This window comes from Pseudomonas sp. PGPR N4, from assembly GCF_059693665.1.
Genome location: NZ_JCAUKV010000001.1, coordinates 1,020,392 through 1,041,322, shown reverse-complemented (window position 1 = coordinate 1,041,322; position 20,931 = coordinate 1,020,392). Strand labels below are relative to the sequence as shown.

Genomic DNA, 20,931 nt, shown 5'->3' with positions numbered 1-20,931 from the left:
ATGGAGCGTATCCCGATCCTGCAGATGGGCCAGTTTTTGCTGGTGACCATCCAGGTAGACATGCATGACGAACTGGCGCTGCGCCTGCAGGATGACCTGACCAGCCGCATCGACCAGACCAACGCCCGCGGTGTGCTGATCGATATCTCGGCGCTGGACATGGTCGATTCGTTCATCGGCCGCATGATCGCCACCATTTCCGGCCTGTCGCGCATTCTTGATGCCGAGACGGTGCTGGTGGGCATGCAGCCTGCGGTGGCCATCACCCTGGTTGAACTGGGGCTGACTTTGCCCGGTGTCAGTACGGCACTGAACGTTGATCGCGGCATGCACCTGCTGCGCCAGCGGGTAGGCCAGTCATGAACGTCCGCGATAGCGGCAGTCATCCGGTACGCATCGAGCAGGATGTGGTGCTTGCGCGTCAACTGGCGCGCAAGCTGGCCAGCGAATGCGGCATGCGCCTGGTCGACCTGACCAAGATGGTCACCGCCGTCAGCGAGCTGGCGCGTAACACCGTGGTGTATGGCGGTGGCGGCGACATGGACTGGGAGATCATCGACGGCCTTGGCCGGGTGGGTCTGCGTCTGGTGTTTCGTGACGAAGGTCCGGGTATCCCCGATACCAAGCTGGCCCTGACCGATGGCTGGACCTCTGGCAACGGCATGGGCCTGGGCCTGACGGGGGCGCGCCGATTGGTCGACGAGTTCGAGTTGGATACTGCCCCAGGGCAAGGCACTCGGGTGACCATAACTCGATGGACATGACTTTTGCCGCCAGCCTGACCCAGGTGTTGACGCTCGATGACAGCAGCCAGGTGGGTCATGCCCGGCGTACCGTGCAAAAGCTTGCCGAAGACCACGGTTTTGATCAGGCCGACGCAGGCCGTGCGGCGCTGGTTGCCACTGAGCTTGCCAGCAATGTGCTCAAGCATGCCGAACGCGGCGAACTGCACCTGCGGGTTTTGCCGCATGGCGCGGCACATGCACTCGAGATCTTGGCCATCGACCGAGGCCCTGGCTTTGACGTGCATGCCTGCCTGACGGACAGGTATTCCACAGCCGGTACCCAAGGCATCGGCCTTGGCGCGGTCAGCCGCCAGGCGCAGGTGTTCGACGTGTATGCGGACGAGCGCGGCGCGGCAGTGCTGGCGCGTTTGCATCGTCGCGATGTCAAAGGCGCCGACGTACGCATCGGCGTCAGTCAGCATTCATTGCATAACGATCCAGCCTGTGGCGACACCTGGTATGTCGCCCGCGATCAGCAGCGCCTGAGTGCCCTGGTGGTCGATGGCCTCGGTCATGGCAGCGAGGCTGCCTCTGCCGCCATGGCGGGCGCTACGGAATTTGCTCGAACCCCATTCAGCGAGCCCGAACAGTTGCTCGCCGAAATGCACAACGCCATGGGCGGCACCCGCGGCGGCGCGGCGGCGATTGCCCAGTATGACGCTGCAGCGGACAACCTGGCCTTTATCGGTATCGGCAACATCGGTGCGACGCTGGTAGGCGGCGAACGTCCGCGCGGGCTGACCTCGTATCCCGGCATCGTCGGCGGTCAATACCGCAAGGGTCAGGTGTTTAACTACGCTCAGGTACAGGGAAATCTGTTGATCATGTACAGCGACGGGCTGCAATCGCGTTGGAACCTGCAAGCCTATCCGGGCCTGGCCCCGCGCCACCCGGCGATCATCGCTGGGGTTCTGCACCGGGATTTTTGCCGCGGTCGTGATGATGTCACCGTATTGGTCATTGACCTGGAGGCTGCTTATGCCTGAACAGATTCCCGGTTCGGCCGAGCAGGCCGCCCTCATCAGCCGCTTGCAAGCCGACAACGAAGCGTTGCGCGATGAGCTTGAAGAGACCAATCAGGGCGTGCTCGCACTATATGCCGAGTTGGACGTGCAGGCTGAGCAATTGCGCCAGGCATCCGACCTCAAGAGCCGCTTCCTGGCCTACATGAGCCACGAATTCCGCACGCCGCTGGGCTCGATCCTGAGCATCACCAGCCTGCTCGCTGACGAAATCGACGGGCCGCTGAGCAAAGAACAGCAGTTGCAGGTCGGATTTATCAGCTCGGCAACCCGCGAGCTCAGCGACATGGTCGACGACTTGCTCGACCTGGCCAAGATCGAGGCCGGGCGGATCAATATCTCGCCAGCCTGGTTCGATATGCTCGACCTGTTCGCCGCCTTGCGCGGGATGTTCCGGCCGATCGTCGACATGGGCGCGGTCGACCTGATCTTCGAGGAGCCGCAAGGCTTGCCGCAGCTGTATACCGATGACAAGAAGCTGGCGCAGATCCTGCGCAACTTCATTGCCAACGCCCTGAAATTCACCTTGCGTGGCGAGATCCGCGTGTCGGCCCGTCTGCACGGTACTGACCGCGTCCGCTTTGCCGTCAGTGATTCGGGTATCGGTATTGCCCCGGAACTGCTCGGCGCCCTGTTCGAAGATTTCGCCCAGGTCGACTCGCCTTTGCAGAAACGCCTGCGCGGGACTGGCTTGGGCCTGTCCTTGTGTAAACGCTTCGCTGCGCTGTTGGGCGGAGAAGTGGGCGTAGAAAGTGAACCCGGGGTCGGCTCGACGTTCTTTGTAATCATCCCGCTTGCCATCGCCCAGGAGAGCGCCGATGAGCTCTGAGATCCGCCTGCTGATCGTCGACGACAACGCCACCACGCGCTACGCGCTGCGTCGGCGGCTGGCCCTGCACGGCTATCAGGTACTTGAGGCAGGCACTGGCGGCGACGGCCTGGAGGTGATCCGCAATGAACAGATTGATGCGCTGATCCTGGATGTGAACCTGCCGGACATGAGCGGTTTCGATGTCGTACGCCTGTTGCGCGCCGATCCCGAGACAGCGCTGCTGCCGGTGATCCATGTCTCGGCTGCGTCGATCCTGACCGGCGACATCATTACCGGTCTTGAGGCCGGAGCCGATGCCTACCTGGTGCACCCGGTCGACCCGGATGTGCTGCAGGCGACTCTGCGCACCTTGCTGCGGGTGCGTGACACCGAGCGTGCACTGCGTGACAGCGAGGCGCGTTTTCGCGAGATCTTCAGCAACGTGTCGGCGCCGATTGCGGTGCTGGATGCCCAGTTCAAAGTGCATGAGTGCAACCATGCATTCGCTCAGCTGATTCAGGATAATCAGCAGCCTGAAGTGCTGCTGGAATGCTTCACCCCGGGCCAGGAACTGGCCCTGGCTGCCTTGCGTCAGCACCTGGCAGACGGCGAGCGCTGGCGCGGTACCTTGGGCATGACGGTGAAAGGCCAGTTGCGCGACACCGACTGGCAGTTGTCGCCGTACCGCACGCCGGGCCTGTGCCTGGTATTTGTCGAAGACGTTACCGAGCATCGCCATCGCGAGCGCTCGCACCTGGCCAAGCTCGACGATGCCAACATTCAGCTGGCCCGCGAGATGGCCCAGCGCGCGCGCACCGAGGCGCAGCTGCTGCAGTTGCAGAAAATGGACGCCTTGGGCAGCCTGACTGGCGGTATCGCCCACGACTTCAACAACCTGCTCACCGGGATCATCACCAGCCTGGAGTTGATCCGTAAACGCGTCGGCGAGAACCGCCTCGAGAAAGTCCCCCATTATGCCGATGCCGCACTGAGCTCGGCGATGAGCGCGGCCTCGCTGACTCATCGTCTGCTGGCCTTCGCTCGGCAGCAGCCGCTGGATACCCACCCGGTCGACGTCAACGAGCGCATACGTTCGCTGCAAGAGCTGCTGACCCGCACCATCGGTGAACGCATCGATCTGCAGTTGCAACTGAGCGAGTGCCCGGCGACCGCGCTGGTCGACCCGGTGCAACTGGAAAGCGCCGTGCTCAACCTGGTGATCAACGCCCGCGATGCGTTGATCAAAGGCGGGCATATCTGGGTCACTACTTCAGCAGTCGTGGCCCGCGCCGACCCCAATCTTCAGGATGGCGCTTACATCGCCGTGACGGTGCGCGATGACGGCAGTGGTATCGCCCCGGACCTGCTGGAGAAGGTCTTCGACCCATTCTTCACCACCAAACCTTTGGGGCAGGGCACCGGCCTTGGTCTGTCGACCATCTATGGCTTCGCTCGTCAGTCTGGCGGGCATGTCGCGTTGCGCAGCGTGCAGGGACAGGGCACAGAAGTGACCCTGCTGCTGCCTGCCAGCAATCGCGAAGCGGTCAGCGAGGCGCTGGTGGCCCACGTCGATCAAAGAGGCGCAGGTGAGCATGTGCTGATCGTCGAAGACATGGCTTCGGTGCGCCTGTCGGTGGCTGAGGTGATGGCCGACGCCGGTTACCGCTACACGCTGGCGGAAACCATCGAGCAGGCGCTGGACCATCTGCGCAACGACAGCAGTATCGAACTGCTGCTCACCGATGTCGGTCTGCCAGGCATCAGCGGTCGCGAGCTGGCTGATATGGCCCGGGTTTATCGGCCAGGCTTACCGGTGCTGTTCATGACCGGCTACGCCGAAACCGCGCTGGATCGGCAGGCGTTTCTCGGCTCGGGCATGGATATGCTGATCAAGCCGTTCCAGATTGGCGAGCTGCTGGACAAGGTCCGTCGTTCCCTCGGGCGGGTCAGCCCAGACTGACCCTGGCTGCAGCCTGGCGAGCCGGGTTGCAGGTCAGATGGACAAACCCACCACCCGGCTATGCACGCTTTCCTCCTGATTGCGGCGCTTGTTCACCACCAGCTCGCCAATCGCGATCAAGCGGGTGCGCGTGACATTGCGCGACAGCCCCAGCAACTGCGCGGTATGCACCTGGTTGTAGTGGCAGAAGTGATACGCCGAACGCAGCAGGGCGTTCTCGACTTTCTCGAACAACTCACCGGACTGCTCCTCAAACAGCCGGCTGAACGCTTGCTCCAGCAGCTCTTCTGCCGAACCACCATGGCTGGCGGCGGCATCCTCCTGGCGCTCCAGGCGCAGGTTGGACATGCGCAGATCCTGCGCCTGGATTTCACCGTTGCCGCAGGTCAGCAGGCTGTGATGGATGACGTTTTCCAGCTCGCGAATATTGCCCGGCCAGCTGTATTCGACCAGCTTGGCCTGCGCGCGTGGGCTTAGCTCGACCGGGCCATAACTCAAGCGCTCGCTGTAGCGGCGGATGAAATGGCGCACCAGCGGCATGATATCGCCGGGGCGATCACGTAGCGGGTGCAGCGACAGCGTCACTACGCTCAGGCGGTAGTACAGGTCTTCGCGAAAATGCCCGGCATTGATGGCTTTTTCCAGCTGCACGTTGGTCGCTGCCAGCACCCGCACATTGATCGGGATGCTCTTGCGCGAGCCTAGCCTGACCACCTCGCGCTCCTGCAACACGCGCAGCAGCTTGACCTGAATCGGCAAGGGTAGGTCGCCGATCTCGTCGAGAAACAGCGTGCCGCCGTTGGCTTCCTCGAACCAGCCGGCCTTGGCGGCGAGCGCGCCGGTAAAGGCGCCTTTCTCGTGACCGAACAACTCGGCCTCGACCAGCGACTCGGAAAACGCCCCGCAGTTGACCGCGATGAACGGCCCGTTGCGGCGCCCGCTGAGGTCGTGGATATGGCGCGCCACCAGCTCCTTGCCCGTGCCGGTCTCGCCGATGATCAGCACGCTGGCCTCACTTGGCGCAACCTGTTGCAAGTGGGCCAGCAGCGCCTGCGAACGGGGGTCTTCGAAGACCTGCGCAGTCGCCCGGATCGAGGTGGCCAGTGACGGTGACGGGGGGAGGGTGAGCAATTGCATGGGCGTGCCTTTAGGAATAGAAGGACGGGACAGGGCGCTTGCCGTTGAGGGCCCACTCGCCGAGCTCGTGGATGCGGTAATCCACGGGGTCGTGCAGGGTTTGCGTGCGCAGGTTGCGCCAATGCCGGTCGAAGCGCAGTGAGGCATGGGTGGCGCGGGCACCGGTGACTTCGAACAGGCGGTTGCAGATATCCAGGCCGTGGCGGGTTGCCGCGACCTTGGCCGTGCCGATGGCCAGCGCGAGGTCGCCGCGTTGCTCTGCACTCAACCCATGCTCCTGCTGCCAGGCAGCATCGAGCTGGTCGGCGGCGCGCTCGATCAGCAAACGCACGCTTTCCAGGCCCACCCAGAACTCGCCGTAATGGCGCAGCACATAAGGGTCTTCGCTGACCTGTGCCGCGCTGGAGCGGAACCAGGGGCGGCTTTCCTTGAGGCTATACTGACGCGCTTCGGCAAAGGCGCCTTCGGCGATGCCGAGGAACAGGTTGGCGAAGTGCAGTTGGGCAATCAGCGGGCGCAATGCAGCGAATGGCGTGCTCAGCGGGCCTGGATCGAGCAGCAGTTCGTCCTGCTCGACCCGCACCCGTTCGAAGGTGGCGCTGCCGCTGTCGGTCTGGCGTTGGCCAATGTTGTTCCAGTCGTTGTGCAGGCTGATGCCGGTGCGGGCGCTGGGGATGGCCGCGATCAATAGCTTGCCGCCGGCACGTTCGTCCACGGCCGAGGCGATCAGCATCTCTGAATCGCTGGCGCCGGAACAGAAGCTCTTTTGCCCGGAGAACTCGCACCAGCCGTCGAAGTGCTTGACCACGGTGCGGGTGTCCAGCGGGTTGAGGGCGTTGCCCCAGAACCAATGCTTGCGCGCCGTCTGCTCAAACCATGGTTGCCATTGCTCGGGCCGCGAGAACAGGCGCACGGTGGCCAGCATCAAGTGATGAAAACCGAACACATGGGCAATCGAGCTATCGACCCGGGCGAATTCGCGCACCACTTCGAGCGTTTCGCGCCAGTTGGCGCCCTGGCCGCCATAGGCGGTGGGGATGGTCAGCGCGAGCAGGCCACTGCTGCGCAGGGCGTCACGCTCGCGCTTGGGCGTGCCGCCGCGTTCGTCGCGCTCGACTGCGGTTTGAGCAAACTGCTCAGCCAGCTCGCGGGCAATGCCAAGGGCCGAGGAGCGAGCGGGGCGGGCAATACCGCCGGCCAGGGCTGCGTTGTCGAGCGGGTTGCTCATGGGCGAGTCTCCAGGTCAATTGAGCGGGGGACTTTGCTTGAGCAATCGTCGAGGCTGTTGGGGCTTGCTGTTGATGGGGTGCTGCGCTGCAGACAGTTGGCCAGCTGTTGGCGGCTGTACAGTGCAGACAGTTATAAAAGAACTGGGTTTATTTAAAAAGGAATAAGAAAGAATACTCTTATTCCTTTATAGGTTTTCTGTGTGCGTGGCCGTCTGCGCAGCGATTCAGGAATGCGGCGAAGCGTGCTCGCCACCGGCATATTCGGGCTTCAGATGGCCCTGGCTGTCCAGCAGCCAGGCATCCATCACCTCGCGCACCACCGGACCGGCGACGCGGCCGCCGGCTTCGCCGTTTTCGATCATCACCGCCACCACAATCGAGGGATGCTCGGCAGGGGCGAAACCGACGAACAAGGCATTGTCGCGGTGCCGCTCCAGGGTCTTGTTGCGGTCGTAGCGCTCGCCCTGACGAATCGCCACTACCTGCGCGGTACCGCTCTTGCCGGCAATTCGGTACTGGGCGCCAGCCGCCGAGGCGCGGGCGATGCCGCGCGGGTCGTGCATGACCATCTGCATGCCCTGGCTGACCTGGTCCCACGCGCGCTTGTCGTGCAGGACGATATCCGGCATCGGGTGTGGATCCTGCGGCGGCTCGCCACCAATGCTCCGGGCCAGGTGCGGGCGGTGCCACACGCCTTTGCTGGCGAGCAGGCTGGTGGCTTGGGCCAGCTGCAACGGGGTGACCTGCATGTAGCCCTGGCCAATCCCCAGGATCAGCGTTTCACCGGGGAACCACGCCTGACGGCGAGTCGCGCGCTTCCATTGCTGCGACGGCATCAGCCCGGCGGCTTCCTCGAACATGTCCAGAGAGACCTTCTGGCCAAGGCCGAACTCGGCCATATAGTCATGCAGGCGGTCGATGCCCAGCTTGTGCGCGAGGTCATAGAAGTAGGTGTCGTTGGAGCGCATGATCGCGGTGTACATGTCTACCCAGCCATCGCCGCTGCGGTTCCAGTTGCGGTACTTGTGGTCGTAGTTGGGCAGCTCGTAGTAGCCGGGGTCGAACACCCGGTTGGCGGGCGTCATTACGCCGCTGTCGAGGCCGGCGATGGCCACCTCCGGCTTGATCGTCGAACCCGGCGCATACAAACCGCGCAGCACCCGGTTGAACAGCGGCCGGTCGATCGAATCGCGCAGCGCGGCGTATTGCTTGAAGCTGATGCCTTTGACGAACAGGTTGGGATCAAAGCTTGGGTTGCTGACCATCGCCAGCACATCGCCGGTGGCGGGGTCGAGCGCCACTACCGAGCCACGGCGATCGCCCAGGGCCTTTTCGGCGGCCTGTTGCAGCTGCACGTCAAGGCTGAGGATGATGTCCTTGCCCGGGATCGGGTCCTGATGGCGGAGCACGCGCATGACCCGGCCCTGGGCGTTGGTCTCGACCTCTTCGTAGCCGACATGGCCGTGCAACTGATCCTCGTAGAAGCGCTCGACGCCAGTCTTGCCGATCGACTGGGTACCGCGGTACTCGGTGCTGTCGAGGGTCTTGGCTTCCTTCTCGTTGATCCGGCCGACATAGCCCACCGAGTGCGCAAAGTGCTCATTGAGCGGGTACTCACGGATAAACTGCGGCTCTACATCAAGCCCCGGCAGGCGGAACTGATTGACGGCGATCAGGGCGATCTGTTCTTCGCTCAGGCCCACCATCAAGGTCACCGGTTCGAACGGTTTACGCCCACGGCGCAGATCCTTGTTGAACTGCTGACGGTCGTCGTCGGCCAGGCCGAGAATCTGCGTCAGGCTGTCGAGCACCTTGGCTGAATCGCCGGCGCGCTCGCGGGTCATGGTCAGGTTGAAGCTGGGCTTGTTGTCGGCCAGCACGACGCCGTTGCGGTCGTAGATCAGGCCGCGCTCAGGCGCGATCGGCAGGACGTGCACGCGGTTGTTTTCGGAAACGGCGCTTTGCTGATCGTGCTGCAGCACCTGCAGCACGTACAGGCGAGCGATCAGCACCGCAACGAGGCTGCAGGTCAGCACGGCGCAGACCAACAGGCGGCGGTTGACCAGCTGCTTTTCCTGTTCGTGATCCTTGAGGGGGATGGGTTGGGGCATGCGCGTTCTTCGGGGTGGAGAGGTCACCGGGTCGGCGATGCTACGCAAGCACCCGCTGCTGCTCAAGCAAGCCGCCCCCGGCGAGCCTGCCCGGATGGCCCGTCAGCCCCGGCAGTACTGAGCCGCAGCCTTGCATGAATATTCATTCATGTGACTCATCAGGGCACGGCTTGCTGCACTGCTACTGCATGGCGTGCTCGTCTGATCGAGGCCTCTTGCAGCAGGGTAATCACCCCGTATCGGACTTGCGCCCCAGGTGGCGACAGCGCACTGGGTCAGCCACCTGACTTCAACGCCATGGCCAAACGCGACATGGCCGTCTCGATTTCATGCTCGGTCAGGGACGAGTAGCCCAGCAGCCAGCCTTGCTGCTTGTGCTCGCCCGCGTAGAGCCGGCTCAGGCCAGGCAACTGCACGCCGGCGCTGGCCGCTACGCGGATGGTGTCCTGCTCGCTCCAGCCCGCCTCGAGCAGGCAGGGAATCTGCAGTCCGCCTTGCGAGTGCAGGGCGGTGGCAATGCCTGGCAGGTGCCTGGCAATGGCATCCAGCATGTACAGGCGGCGCCGGCTGTAGAGTTTGCGCATGGCGCGCACGTGGGCGTTGTAATGGCCGTCTTCCATGAAGCGCGCCAGGGTCAGTTGCAGGATCTGCGGGGTATGCCCGTCGATGATGCTGCGGGCGCAGGCAAACGGCTGCACCAGTTGTTCGGGCAGGATCATGTAGCCCATGCGCAGGCCGGGAAACAGGGTCTTGCTGAAGGTGCCGAGGTAGATCGTGCGCTGGTAGCGGTCCAGCCCCTGCATGCAGGCGGTGGGCAGCCCGTCGTAGTGAAACTCGCTGTCGTAGTCGTCCTCGATGATCCATTTGCCGTGCTCGGCCGCCCAGCCGAGCAGCTCCAGCCGGCGCGCCAGCGGCAGGGTGGCGCCGGTGGGGTATTGATGCGACGGCGTCACGTACAGGCAATTGGCAGCGCTGCGATCGGCACGCAGCAGGTCGATGCGCACGCCTTGTTCATCGACGTCGATCGGCACGACCTTGGCCTCGGCCGCTTCGAAAGCTTTTTTCGCGCCAAAATAGCCAGGGTTTTCCAGCAGGATGGGTTTGCCCGCGTCTACCAGCAACTGCGCGCACAGGAACAACGCTTGGCGGGTACTGCTCAGCACCAGAATTTGCTCGGGCTTGCAGTTGGCGCCGCGCTCAAGGTTGAGGTACGTGGCGATGGCCTTGCGCAGCGGCTCGGCACCCTGCGGGTCACCATGCAGCAAGACGTTGCCGCGGTAGTCCTTCATGACCTGGCGTTGCAGGCGCTCCCAGGTCTCAGTGGGGAAGCTGCGGGTTTCCGGCAGGCCTGTAGCGAAGGCCTTGATCGCCTGCTGGTCATGGATGCCGCCGCTGGCGAGGATCTGCTGGCCGCGCTGGCTCAGCCCGGCCGCTTGCGTGGCGGCTTGAGCACGGCGTGCGTCGCGTTGTTGCATGCGCCGGCGAGCGGCGCCATGCAACTCGCTGCCCAGGGTTTGCGCGACGTAGCTGCCGGCGCCGCCGCGGCGGTTGATGTAGCCATCGCGCTGCAACTGCACATAGGCGTTCTCGACGGTGTCGCGGGCCACGCCGAGCGAGCGCGCCAGCACTCGCGTGGCGGGCAGCTTCAGGCCGGCACTCAGCGAGCCTTCGAGAATCAGTGCACGCAGTGAACGCTGGATTCGCTGGTGCAGATCGAGGCTGGCAAATTCGCTGTCGGCCAAGCGCATCTGCAGGGTTTCAAGTTCGAACGTTTTTGCCATGTGGTCTGCCCTGACTGCATGAATTGGCCTGAAGCGGCAGGCCAGTCTATCCGTAGACTCTGCGCCTCGCCACTGCCTGGAGCTTGTTCGCCATGTCACTCAATGCCTCTCGCTCGTCACTGCGCCCGAGCGACCTGCTGCACCCGATCATTGCCGGTCTGGTATCGGTCATCGTCAACTATGGCGGCACCTTCATCCTGGTGTTCCAGGCGGCCAAGGTGGCCGGCCTGAGCCCTGAGCTGACGGCCTCGTGGGTCTGGTCGGTGTCCATTGGCGTGGGCGTTACCGGGATGTACCTGAGCTGGCGCTATCGCGCACCGATCATTACCGCCTGGTCGACGCCGGCTGCGGCGTTTCTGGTCGTCGCGCTGGCAACTACGCCTTATGCCGAAGCGGTAGGCGCCTACATGGTCTGTGCCGCGGCCTTCGTGCTGCTGGGCTGTTCCGGCTGGTTCGACAAGGTCATTGCACTGATTCCACCCGGGGTAGCAGCAGGGCTGCTGGCCGGGATTCTGCTGCAGTTTGGCATTGGTGCGTTCAGCAGCGTCAGCATCGATCCGCTGCTGGCCGGGCTGCTGATTGCCTGCTACCTGCTGCTCAAGCGCTTCACTGCGCGTTATGCAGTGGCCGGCATTCTGCTGCTGGGGTTGAGTTTTTTGCTGGTGCAGGGCCGGCTTGACCTGTCCGGCCTGCACTGGCAACTGACCGAGCCGGTGTTCACCGTGCCGCAGTTCTCGCTCAATGCGCTGCTGAGTGTGGCTTTGCCGCTGTTTTTGATCACCCTGACCGGGCAGTACATGCCGGGCATGCTGGTGTTGCGCAACGATGGCTACGACACCAGCGCCAGTCCCATCGTGACGGTGACCGGGCTGGGTTCGCTGTTGATGGCGCCGTTCGGCTCGCATGCGTTCAACCTGGCAGCGATCACCGCGGCCATCTGCACCGGCAAGGAAGCCCACGAACAGCCGTCCAAGCGCTGGATCGCCGGCATCGCCGCTGGCTTGCTATATGTGTTGGTAGGGATGTTCGGGGCGACCCTGGCGGCGCTGTTCATGGCCTTGCCGGCAAGCTTCATCACCACCCTGGCCGGGCTGGCCTTGCTGGGTACCATCGGCGCCAGCCTGGCCAGCGCTACCGCCAATGCGAAAACCCGTGAAGCGGCGTTGATCACCTTTTTGGCCGCTGCCGCCAACATTACCTTGCTGGGTATTGGCGGTGCGTTCTGGGGTTTGCTGATTGGTCTTGCTGCGCATGCGCTGCTCAATGGGTTCAACACCACCGGGGCGCGCGCCGTGGGGAGCAAGGCTGCGGTCACTCGCTGACGGCTTTGCCGTAGGCCGACCTGGACAGCGCTGCCGCGCTGTTCGTTGGTCACTCAGCCAGCTGCAACTCCGGCAGCTTGACCTGGAACGCCCGGGTCAGCCCAAGCAGGCACAGCAAGCCCAACCCCATCCAGCTCAAGCCGATCGCGAATGACATGCTCGACAGGCTGCTCCACAGCCACAAGGTGCTGAGAAAACCCAGTGCCGGAATGGCCCCATACAGTAGGTAATTGCGCGTACCGCGCAGTTGCTGGTCGACCAGGTAGTGTTTGACCACCGCCAGGTTCACCGCCGAGAAGGCAAACAGCGCGCCGAAGCTGATCATGTTGGCCACCGTGTCCAGGGTCAGCACCAGTGCCAGTAACGACATCACACTGACCAGCAGAATGGCGCTGGCCGGCACCCGCTTTTTCGTCCGCAACCGGCCGAACACCCGTGGCAGCGCGCCGTCGCGGCCCATGGCGAACAGCACCCGCGACACGCTGGCCTGGGACACCATCGCCGAGGCAAAGCAGCCGGCGACATAGGTGGCAGTGAAGGCGCTGACCAGCAGCTCGCCGCCGACCCGGCGCATGACATCCACCGAGGCCGAGTCGGGGTCGGCAAAGCTGGCCCAGTCGGGGAACACTTGCTGGGCAAAATACGACACCAGCAAGAACAGCAGGCCGCCGACCAGCGACACCACCATGATCGCCAGCGGGATGCGGTACTGCGGGTTGCTGGTTTCCTCAGCCATGGTTGAAACCGCATCGAAGCCGAGGAATGACAGGCACAGCACGGCCGCGCCGGTCATCACCAGCGGCACACTGAAACCGTCGTGGTAGAACGGCTTGAGCAGCGACACTGGCTCGCCCTGGCCACTCAGGCTGCTGACCGACAGCGCCACGAAGACCACGATGAACACCAACTGCACCACTACCAGAATCCAGTTGACCCGAGTGATCGACTCGATGCCGATCAGGTTTAGAAAGGTCACCAGGCTGATCGAGCCGAGCACCCAGACCCAGGCCGGCACTGCCGGGAAGTACTCGGACATGTAGATGCCGATCAGCAGGTAGCTGAGCAGCGGCAGGAAGATGAAGTCGAGCAGCAAGGTCCAGCCGGCGATGAAGCCGAAGTAGCTGCCGAAGGCTTTACGGGTGTAGCTGTACACCGAGCCAGAATAGGGATGGGCCTGGACCATGCGGCCGTAGCTGTAGGCGGTCAGCAGCATCGCGCCGAGGGTCAGCAGATAGGCCGTGGGCAAGTGCCCTTTGGTCATCTGGGTGACCAGGCCATAGGTGGTGAACACGGCCAGCGGGACCATGTAGGCCAGGCCGAACAGCACCAGCGCGGGCAGGCCCATGGATTGGCGAAAGCGGCGAGACGCCGGGGCTTGCGCACAGTGAGTGTCGGCTGAGCTTGTTGTTATAGTCATTGCGAACTCCTGGAAGGCGAATACAGGACGCTGCAGTAGGCGAGGTGTACTCGCTACCGGTGATGAAGCCGTGTCGAGAGGGTGCGCAGCTCTGCACGCAAGACGCCCAGCCGGATCGGGCTGGGCGTTGCGCTCGGGTCAGAGGCGGCCGATGCTGCGCGCGGTGCGGTCGACGGCCAGGCGGGTTTTTTCGACCAGCTCATCAAGCTCGCTGCGGCTGGCGATCAGCGCCGGGGCCATGATCATGCGGCCCAGGGTCGAGCGGATGATCACGCCTTCCTCAAAGCCATAGGTGCGGCACTGCCAGGCCAGGTCGTTTTCATTGGCGAAGCGTTTGCGGGTTGGTTTGTCCTCGGCGAACTGCAACGCCGCCAGCAGGCCAGTGCCCTGAATCTCGCCAATCAGGGGGTGCTCGGCAAACGACTCACGCAGGAGTTGCTGCAGATAAGGACCGGTGTCGTCCTTGACCTGGCGCACGATGCCTTCGTCACGCAAGGCCTTGAGGTTGGCCACCGCCACCGCTGCGGCAACCGGGTGGCCGGAGTAAGTCAGGCCGTGGGCAAATACACCGCCGCGCTCGACCAGCGCCTCGGCGATGCGCTTGCTCAACACCAGCCCGCCCATGGGGATATAGCCGCTGGTCAGGCCCTTGGCGATGGACAGGGTGTCGGGCTCGAAGCCGAAGTGCTGGTGGGCGAACCATTCGCCGGTACGGCCAAAGCCGCCGATCACCTCATCGGCGCACAGCAGCACGTCGTACTGGCGGCAGATGCGCTGGATCTCGGGCCAGTAGCTTTCAGGCGGGAAGATCATGCCGCCGGCGCCCTGGAACGGCTCGGCGATGAAACCAGCGACGTTGTCCACGCCCAGTTCGAGGATTTTTTCTTCAAGCTGCAGCGCGCAGCGTCGGCCGAATTCGGCCGGGGTCAGCTCGCCGCCGTTGGCGTACCAGTACGGCTCGTCGATGTGGGCGATGTCGGGGATCATCCCGCCCATCTCATGCATGAACTTCATCCCGCCCAGTGCGGTGGCGGCCAGGGTCGAGCCGTGGTAACCGTTCCAGCGGCCGATCATGACCTTCTTCTGCGGCTTGCCCAGCACCTGCCAGTAACGGCGCACGGTGCGGATCAGCACCTCGTTGGCCTCGGAGCCGGAGTTGGTGTAGATCGCGTGGCTGTAATGGCCCGGCAGCAGGCTGAAGAGCAGTTCTGACAGCTCGATTACCGCCGGGTGGGTGGTGTGGAAGAACATGTTGTAGTACGCCAACTGATCCATCTGCGCGGCAGCGGCGTTGGTCAGGTCCTTGCGGCCGTAGCCCAGTTGCGTGCACCACAAGCCGGACATGCCATCCAGATAACGGTTGCCGTCGTTGTCCCACAAATTCAAACGCTCGCCGCGGACCATCACCCGCGGCCCTTCCGCGTTGAGGGCCTTTTGATCGAGAAACGCATGGATGTGGTGGGCCGCGTCGGCCTTTTGATAGTCCTGGGTGTTTCGTTGCGGGATGAAGGGTGCGTTCATGACGTTTGTTCTCTTTTTTGGGAGTCGCGCAGGGCGGATGCAACTGAAGTCCCGGAAATGCTCCCACACCTCGAAAACCACCGAAATCACCCTTTGGGGTGAGCTGCGAGCTGGTGTGGCTGCAGAGCTTTTTCATGGGTCCGGACCACATTTTTGCGAATTTGCCTGCCGCTGCGAGTGGCGCACGATTGTCTCCAGTCAATAACAACGGACCGGCAAACGGTCGCAAGAGGAGTGCAGCGTGTTCGACCTCAACTACTGGCAACAGCGGGCCCAGCGCCAAACCTTCATCGACACCGCGCTCATCGGCGGCCGGGCGGTGCAGTCGTCTACAGGTGCGACTTTTACCGCTATCAACCCCGCAACCAATCAGGTGTTGGCGCAGGTTGCAGCCTGCGGTGAGCGTGAAGTGGACCTGGCAGTGCGTTCTGCGCGCCAGGCCTTCGACCAGGGGCCGTGGGCATGCATGGCGCCAGGTGAGCGCAAGAAGATCCTGCTGAAACTGGCCGAGCTGCTGCTGGCGCACCGTGAGGAGTTGGCCTTGCTCGACTCGCTGAACATGGGCAAGCCGGTGATGGACGCCTACAACATTGATGTGCCGGGCGCAGCCGGGGTGTTTGCCTGGTATGGCGAGGCGCTGGACAAACTCTACGATCAGGTCGCGCCGACGGCTGCCAACACGCTGGCCACCATCACCCGCGAGCCACTGGGCGTGATCGCTGCGGTGGTGCCCTGGAACTTCCCCCTGGACATGGCGGCCTGGAAGCTCGCGCCGGCACTGGCTGCCGGGAACAGCGTGGTGTTGAAGCCTGCCGAGCAGTCGCCGTTTTCCGCCTTGCGCCTGGGCCAGTTGGCTTTGGAAGCGGGCATTCCAGAAGGGGTACTCAACGTTGTCCCGGGCCTCGGCGAGAGAGCCGGCAAAGCCTTGGGGCTGCACCCGGATGTCGATTGCCTGGTGTTCACCGGCTCGACTCAGGTGGGCAAGTACTTTATGCAGTACTCGGCCCAGTCCAACCTCAAGCAGGTCTGGCTTGAGTGCGGTGGCAAAAGCCCGAATCTGGTGTTTGCCGACTGCCAGAATCTCGATCTGGCAGCTGAAAAAGCTGCGTTCGGGATCTTCTTCAATCAAGGCGAAGTGTGCTCGGCCAATTCACGGTTGTACGTGCAGCGAGCTATCCACGACGAGTTCGTCGAGCGGGTGATGGCCAAGGCGCAGGCGTGGCTGCCGGGTGATCCGCTCAACCCGGCGAGTGCCGCCGGGGCGATTGTCGACAGCGAGCAAACCGCGCGGATCATGCGTGCTATCGGGCAAGCGCAGGAGGAGGGCGCGCAGCTGCGTTGCGGAGGCCAGCAACTGACGTTCAATGGCTCATCCAACTTTATCCAGCCCACTGTATTTACCGAGGTAAAACCGGACAGCGAGCTGGCCCGTGAAGAGATTTTCGGCCCGGTGCTGGCCGTCACCGCCTTTGACGATGAGGCGCAGGCGGTAGCGCTGGCCAATGACAGTGTCTACGGCCTGGCGGCCTCGGTGTGGAGCGACGACCTCAACCGCGCGCACCGGGTTGCCAAGGCGCTGAAGGCTGGTACGGTGTCGGTCAACACCATGGACGCGCTGGATGTCAGCGTGCCGTTCGGTGGCGGCAAGCAGTCCGGCTTTGGCCGTGACCTGTCGCTGCATTCATTCGACAAGTACACCCACCTGAAAACCACCTGGTTCCAGCTGCGTTAAGCGCTGGCCCAAGGCGCACACGAGACGCCCGTGATGAGTACAGACCGGCTTGGATCCGAACAGTGGTTTCAGCACATGGCACAGGTGACCGATTGCATCGGCACCTCGGCCTTTGTCGAGTCGCTGTATTCGGCGCTGAACCTGCTGGCGCCGGCCAATGCCATCACGGTGTTTCTGTTTCCCCATGAAGGCCTGCCGTCGACGCTGTTCGAGCGCGACGATGAGGGGCCGTGGATGCCTGAGGGCAACGTGCGCAAGTATCTGGAAGGCTTCTATCTGCTGTGCCCGTTCTACCGCGCGAGCTTGGAGGGCATTGCGCCCGGCTGCTATCGCCTCAGCGATGTCGCGCCGGACCACTTCAAGCGCAGTGAGTACTACCTGTCGTTCTATCAGCATGCGCGGCTGGAGGAAGAGATCAATTACCTGGTGCCACTCGGGCCGAAGCTGACCATCGCCGTTGCGCTGGCCAGCACCTCGCGATTGAGCAGGCAGCAAGTTGCCGAACTCAAGCGCATCGCACCGTGGGTGCTGGCGGTGGTGCGTCGGCATTGGGGCGACCTGGATGCGCACATGCTTGGCGGGCGTTTCGAGAGTGCGCTGGGGCGGCAGATCAATGCAGCGTTGGTGAAGTTTGGCTCGTCGTTGCTGACCGAGCGCGAATGCCTGGTCGCGCAGTACATGCTGCGTGGGCACTCGATACGCTCATTGGCAGAGCGACTGGGTATCAGCGAGGACACGGTCAAGACCCATCGCAAACACTTGTACGCCAAGCTCGACATCGGCAAGCAGTCCGAGCTGTTCTCGCTGTTTATCGCCTCGGTCGCACAGGCGCAGGAAGGGTTGAGCAAAGACCCGCTGGAAAGCTATCTGCGCCGTCGGCCCTGAGCGGGTGGCTTAGATAAGGATGTAGTCGCTGCGCTGGCGAATGCCCTGATGCTCGCCCTCGACCAGATGCACATAGCGCCCAGCCAACAGGTCGATCGGCAGGCAATCATCAACGTCGAGTATTGCGTCGGTATGCGGCTTCAACCAGCCAGCGGCCATGCGCCGTTTACCCAACTGCTTGGCCTCGGCTTTGTCCCTGGCAGCCACCAGCAGATAACGGTGCGCTTCGCCGAATACCTGCCGCTCGTAACCGCCCAGATTGAGGAAGAACAAGCGCAGTGCGCCGGGTTGCGGCGCGGCCTGGCTGAACTCGACGCGGTAATTGTCGATGCCGTGCACTTCCAGCCAGGAGTCGATGTGCAGCCCTTTCAGGCTGCCGAACCAGGCATTGCGTAACTCAGGGTAGAGCTGCTCGAGCGAGTCGCCCTGAGCAAAGACCACATCGTGAACTTCGATGCTGGCGCGCGGGTGGCGCCCGCCGAGCATGACAACGTAAAGCATGAATTATCCTCGTGCTGGGCGCTGCGGCTTTCGCCAGCGCCCGCTCAAAACGTCACGGCCCACAGCGCAGCCGCCAATGCCGGCGGCATGACCAGCAAGCCCAGCCGCAGGAAGCGCCAGGCGCTGACATTCTCCCCCTCACGGCGGATGGCTACCAGCCACAGCAGGGTCGCCAGCGAACCGGTGATCGACAGGTTGGGGCCCAGGTCGACGCCAATCAGCAGCGCCGCCGTGGTTTGCCCAGGCAACTGCACCATGTGCCCCATCGAGCCTGCGATCAGCCCGCTGGGCAGGTTGTTCATCAGGTTACTGGCAATCGCCACAGCGACCCCGGCAGCCCAGCTGGCTTGCGCTGGCGACTGTTCGGCGAGTGCCGCCAGGGCATGCGCCAGATGATCGATGACGCCGGTCTGGGCCACGGCTTCGACCAGCACGAACAACCCGGCCACCAAAGGTAGTACGCCCCACGCGACATGGCGCAGCACCGGCATCGGGCTGCGGCGCTGGCTCAGGTGAATCAAGGCGGTGGTGGTCAGGCCAGCGCAGAAGGTTGGCAGGCCCAGCGCAGTGTCCAGCGCCGAGGCGGTCAGCAGCAGTGCCCCGGTCAGGACAATGCCCAGCGCGCACAGCTTGGCCCCGGGAGTCAGCGGCTGCGAGTCGACGGTCAGGGCCAGTGGCTGCATGATCTGTTTACGCTGGGTCAGGCGCAGCACTATGTAGGTCAGGCTGATCGCTGCCAGCGACGGCAGGCTGAACTGCCTCAGCCACTCCAGCAGCGGCGGCATCTGGCTGCCGAAGACCACCAGGTTGGCCGGGTTGGAAATCGGCAGAACGAAGCTTGCGGCGTTGGCGATGAATGCGCAGATGAACAGATAGGGCAGGGGCTCGGCCTTGGCCGCCTTGCACGCCGCATACACCGCCGGGGTCAACACCACGGCGGTGGCATCGTTGGAGAGGAATACGGTGACTAGGGTGCCGACCAGAAACACCAGGTCGAACAAGCGCTGCCCGGAGCCGCGGGCGTGGCTTACGGCATAGCGCGCCAGCCAATCGAACAAGCCTTCCTGACGCGCCAGTTCGGCCAGCACCATCATGCCGATCAGAAACAGGTATACATCACCCCCTTCGGCCATCGCAGCCAAGGCTTTTTGTGGCGCAATCAGGCCGAGCACGGTGAGCAGCAGCGCGCCGCCCATGGCCCAGACGTATTCGGGGATACGCCAGGGGCGCAGGATGACGCCACAAGTGGCGAGGGCCGCCACCAACCAGATGATCAGCGCAGTATCAACAACAGGCATGGTGGATTCAGCTTCCTGCCACAGTAGGGACGACCGTCGGCGCTTCGGCCGAGCGGGAGGAGGTTTCCGGCAGCGCGACCAGTACCAGCACGAACGCCGCAGCGGCGATGCCAGCCAGGGTCAGGAAGGCTGCGTCATAACCGGCCGACTGTACCACCAAACCAGCGATGCCCGGGCTTAGTGCAGCGCCGAGGCTGAACACCGCGGTCAATGCGCCGAGGCTGACATTGAAGCGCCCGGTACCCTCGGTCAGGTCCTTGACCACGATCGGGAACAGCGCGCCGAAGATCCCTGCGCCGATGCCGTCGAGCAGCTGCACGCCGACCAGCCAGAAGGGATTGTCCGAGAGGACGTACAGCGCGCCTCGTAGAGGCAGGATCAAGAATCCCACCAGCAGAAACGGCTTGCGCCCCCACTGCTCGGCCTTGGCGCCAACCAGCAGTGCCATCGGCACCATCACCAGTTGCGCCGCGACAATGCAGGCCGAGGTCAGCGGTGTGGCCAGGCGCAGGTCCACCTGGGCCAGCTTCTGGCTTACCAGCGGCAGCATTGCTGCGTTGGCCAGGTGGAAAAGCGCGCAGCACATGGCGAACAGCAGCAGTGTGCGGTTGTGCAGCAGCAGGCTCAGTCCGGCTGGTTGGGTGTCGCCGGTTGGCGTGTGGGACAGGCCACGGGCCAGTTGGTGGTCGATGGCCGCTGCTGGCACCCGTTTGACGGCGATAATGCTGGCGATCGTCAGCGCGGCCATCAGGTAGAACACCACGACTGGTCCATAGAGGTAGGCCAGGCCGCCGGCGAGCAACGCCGAGCAGGCGTTGCCGGCATGGTTGAAGGTTTCGTTGCGCCCCACGCGTCGGGTGAAAGCCTTCGGGCCGGTGATACCCAGGGTAATGGCGGCAATCGCTGGGGCGAACACGGAGCCTGCGATCGCGCTGATGGTCTGAGTCAAGGCCACCAGCCCGAACGATGAGATCAGCGGCAGCAGCAAACAGCTCCCGGTAACCAGCAGTGCCGCAATCGCCACCACGGCGCGCTTGGCGGGCGTGCGGTCGATCAATGCACCCGCCGGTGTCTGCGCCAGCAGCGCGGTGACCCCGGCGATGGTCATGACCAGGCCGATGCTTGCCGGCTGCCATTGATGCACCGCGAGCAGATAGATCGCCAGATACGGCCCCAGGCCATCGCGAACATCAGCCAGAAAGAAGTTCAGCCAGTCGAGCGCACGATCATGAGAGTCGGTTTGCCGGAGGTTGTCCAAGGTTTGAGTCTCGCAGGGGGGGTGTGGGGATGAAGCGTTATCGACACCCGTCAGATCACACCTCACTTGAGCAGAATGACTGGTGTAATGAGCAATAGGTTCCAGACCCACAGCGCCTGTAGGAGCGGCCTTGTGTCGCGAAAGGGCTGCGCAGCGGCCCC

The 20,931-nt window shown here is 63.5% G+C and carries 18 protein-coding genes; 9 read left to right on the top strand and 9 right to left on the bottom strand.

The window, feature by feature from the left end; all coding sequences use genetic code 11:
- From AC58X1_RS04580 to AC58X1_RS04560, 5 genes are read left to right on the top strand one after another with little or no spacing between them, the layout of a single operon-like run.
- Positions 1 to 363, top strand: coding sequence for an STAS domain-containing protein (locus AC58X1_RS04580; RefSeq protein ID WP_101319914.1), 363 nt, complete (start codon positions 1 to 3; stop codon positions 361 to 363).
- Positions 360 to 764 carry an anti-sigma regulatory factor gene (locus AC58X1_RS04575; RefSeq protein WP_188036106.1) on the top strand — a complete coding sequence of 135 codons (405 nt, stop codon included), beginning with the start codon at positions 360 to 362 and terminating at the stop codon, positions 762 to 764. Before AC58X1_RS04580 ends, AC58X1_RS04575 begins: the two co-directional genes overlap by 4 nt.
- Positions 755 to 1,771, top strand: a complete 1,017-nt coding sequence (locus tag AC58X1_RS04570) for an ATP-binding protein (RefSeq protein WP_409035074.1) — start codon at positions 755 to 757, stop codon at positions 1,769 to 1,771. Before AC58X1_RS04575 ends, AC58X1_RS04570 begins: the two co-directional genes overlap by 10 nt.
- Positions 1,764 to 2,636, top strand: a complete 873-nt coding sequence (locus tag AC58X1_RS04565; protein ID WP_150572414.1) for a sensor histidine kinase — start codon at positions 1,764 to 1,766, stop codon at positions 2,634 to 2,636. The genes AC58X1_RS04570 and AC58X1_RS04565 overlap by 8 nt, the downstream gene beginning before the upstream one ends.
- Positions 2,626 to 4,578 carry a PAS domain-containing hybrid sensor histidine kinase/response regulator gene (locus tag AC58X1_RS04560; RefSeq protein ID WP_497428432.1) on the top strand — a complete coding sequence of 651 codons (1,953 nt, stop codon included), beginning with the start codon at positions 2,626 to 2,628 and terminating at the stop codon, positions 4,576 to 4,578. Before AC58X1_RS04565 ends, AC58X1_RS04560 begins: the two co-directional genes overlap by 11 nt.
- A 33-nt stretch (positions 4,579 to 4,611) precedes the next feature.
- On the opposite strand, the gene AC58X1_RS04555 is transcribed toward AC58X1_RS04560, so the two are convergent.
- The 3 genes from AC58X1_RS04555 to mrdA form a co-directional block, all read right to left on the bottom strand.
- Positions 4,612 to 5,715: a sigma-54 interaction domain-containing protein gene (locus AC58X1_RS04555; protein WP_497428431.1), complete on the bottom strand. Its 1,104-nt coding sequence runs from the start codon at positions 5,713 to 5,715 to the stop codon at positions 4,612 to 4,614.
- 10 nt (positions 5,716 to 5,725) lie between these two features.
- Complete coding sequence (locus AC58X1_RS04550; protein ID WP_497428430.1) at positions 5,726 to 6,943, bottom strand: acyl-CoA dehydrogenase family protein; 1,218 nt, start codon at positions 6,941 to 6,943, stop codon at positions 5,726 to 5,728.
- A 225-nt stretch (positions 6,944 to 7,168) separates the two neighbouring features.
- On the bottom strand, positions 7,169 to 9,055 hold the full coding sequence (mrdA, locus tag AC58X1_RS04545; protein ID WP_101319902.1) for a penicillin-binding protein 2: 1,887 nt from the start codon (positions 9,053 to 9,055) through the stop codon (positions 7,169 to 7,171).
- Here mrdA and AC58X1_RS04540 point away from each other — a divergent pair.
- A complete protein-coding gene (locus AC58X1_RS04540; protein ID WP_497428429.1) occupies positions 9,054 to 9,176 on the top strand; it encodes a hypothetical protein in 123 nt (40 codons plus the stop codon). The genes mrdA and AC58X1_RS04540 overlap by 2 nt on opposite strands.
- Before the next feature lie 154 nt (positions 9,177 to 9,330).
- Here the strand turns inward: AC58X1_RS04540 and pdxR are convergent, their stop codons facing one another.
- Positions 9,331 to 10,836: a MocR-like pyridoxine biosynthesis transcription factor PdxR gene (pdxR, locus tag AC58X1_RS04535; protein ID WP_497428428.1), complete on the bottom strand. Its 1,506-nt coding sequence runs from the start codon at positions 10,834 to 10,836 to the stop codon at positions 9,331 to 9,333.
- A gap of 92 nt (positions 10,837 to 10,928) precedes the next feature.
- Here pdxR and AC58X1_RS04530 point away from each other — a divergent pair, with 92 nt between their 5' ends.
- Positions 10,929 to 12,158: a benzoate/H(+) symporter BenE family transporter gene (locus AC58X1_RS04530; RefSeq protein ID WP_497428427.1), complete on the top strand. Its 1,230-nt coding sequence runs from the start codon at positions 10,929 to 10,931 to the stop codon at positions 12,156 to 12,158.
- A gap of 49 nt (positions 12,159 to 12,207) precedes the next feature.
- Here AC58X1_RS04530 and AC58X1_RS04525 read toward each other — a convergent pair whose 3' ends face one another.
- Positions 12,208 to 13,575: an APC family permease gene (locus tag AC58X1_RS04525; RefSeq protein ID WP_497428426.1), complete on the bottom strand. Its 1,368-nt coding sequence runs from the start codon at positions 13,573 to 13,575 to the stop codon at positions 12,208 to 12,210.
- A gap of 138 nt (positions 13,576 to 13,713) precedes the next feature.
- On the bottom strand, positions 13,714 to 15,096 hold the full coding sequence (locus AC58X1_RS04520; protein ID WP_497428425.1) for an aspartate aminotransferase family protein: 1,383 nt from the start codon (positions 15,094 to 15,096) through the stop codon (positions 13,714 to 13,716).
- Positions 15,097 to 15,337: 241 nt separating this feature from the next.
- On the opposite strand from AC58X1_RS04520, the gene AC58X1_RS04515 reads away from it, so the two are divergent.
- Positions 15,338 to 16,828, top strand: a complete 1,491-nt coding sequence (locus AC58X1_RS04515; RefSeq protein ID WP_497428424.1) for an aldehyde dehydrogenase — start codon at positions 15,338 to 15,340, stop codon at positions 16,826 to 16,828.
- Between the two features lie 33 nt (positions 16,829 to 16,861).
- Positions 16,862 to 17,713, top strand: a complete 852-nt coding sequence (locus AC58X1_RS04510; RefSeq protein ID WP_150569098.1) for a response regulator transcription factor — start codon at positions 16,862 to 16,864, stop codon at positions 17,711 to 17,713.
- Between the two features lie 9 nt (positions 17,714 to 17,722).
- Here the strand turns inward: AC58X1_RS04510 and AC58X1_RS04505 are convergent, their stop codons facing one another.
- The 3 genes from AC58X1_RS04505 to AC58X1_RS04495 are packed head-to-tail and all read right to left on the bottom strand — an operon-like array spanning position 17,723 to position 20,770.
- Positions 17,723 to 18,214, bottom strand: coding sequence for a DUF1543 domain-containing protein (locus tag AC58X1_RS04505; protein WP_101319863.1), 492 nt, complete (start codon positions 18,212 to 18,214; stop codon positions 17,723 to 17,725).
- A 44-nt stretch (positions 18,215 to 18,258) separates the two neighbouring features.
- The gene (locus tag AC58X1_RS04500; protein WP_188036097.1) at positions 18,259 to 19,512 is read right to left on the bottom strand and encodes an arsenic transporter; all 1,254 of its coding nucleotides are present in this window, start codon (positions 19,510 to 19,512) and stop codon (positions 18,259 to 18,261) included.
- A 7-nt stretch (positions 19,513 to 19,519) separates the two neighbouring features.
- Positions 19,520 to 20,770, bottom strand: a complete 1,251-nt coding sequence (locus AC58X1_RS04495) for an MFS transporter (RefSeq protein ID WP_497428423.1) — start codon at positions 20,768 to 20,770, stop codon at positions 19,520 to 19,522.
- Positions 20,771 to 20,931 lie beyond the last annotated feature (161 nt).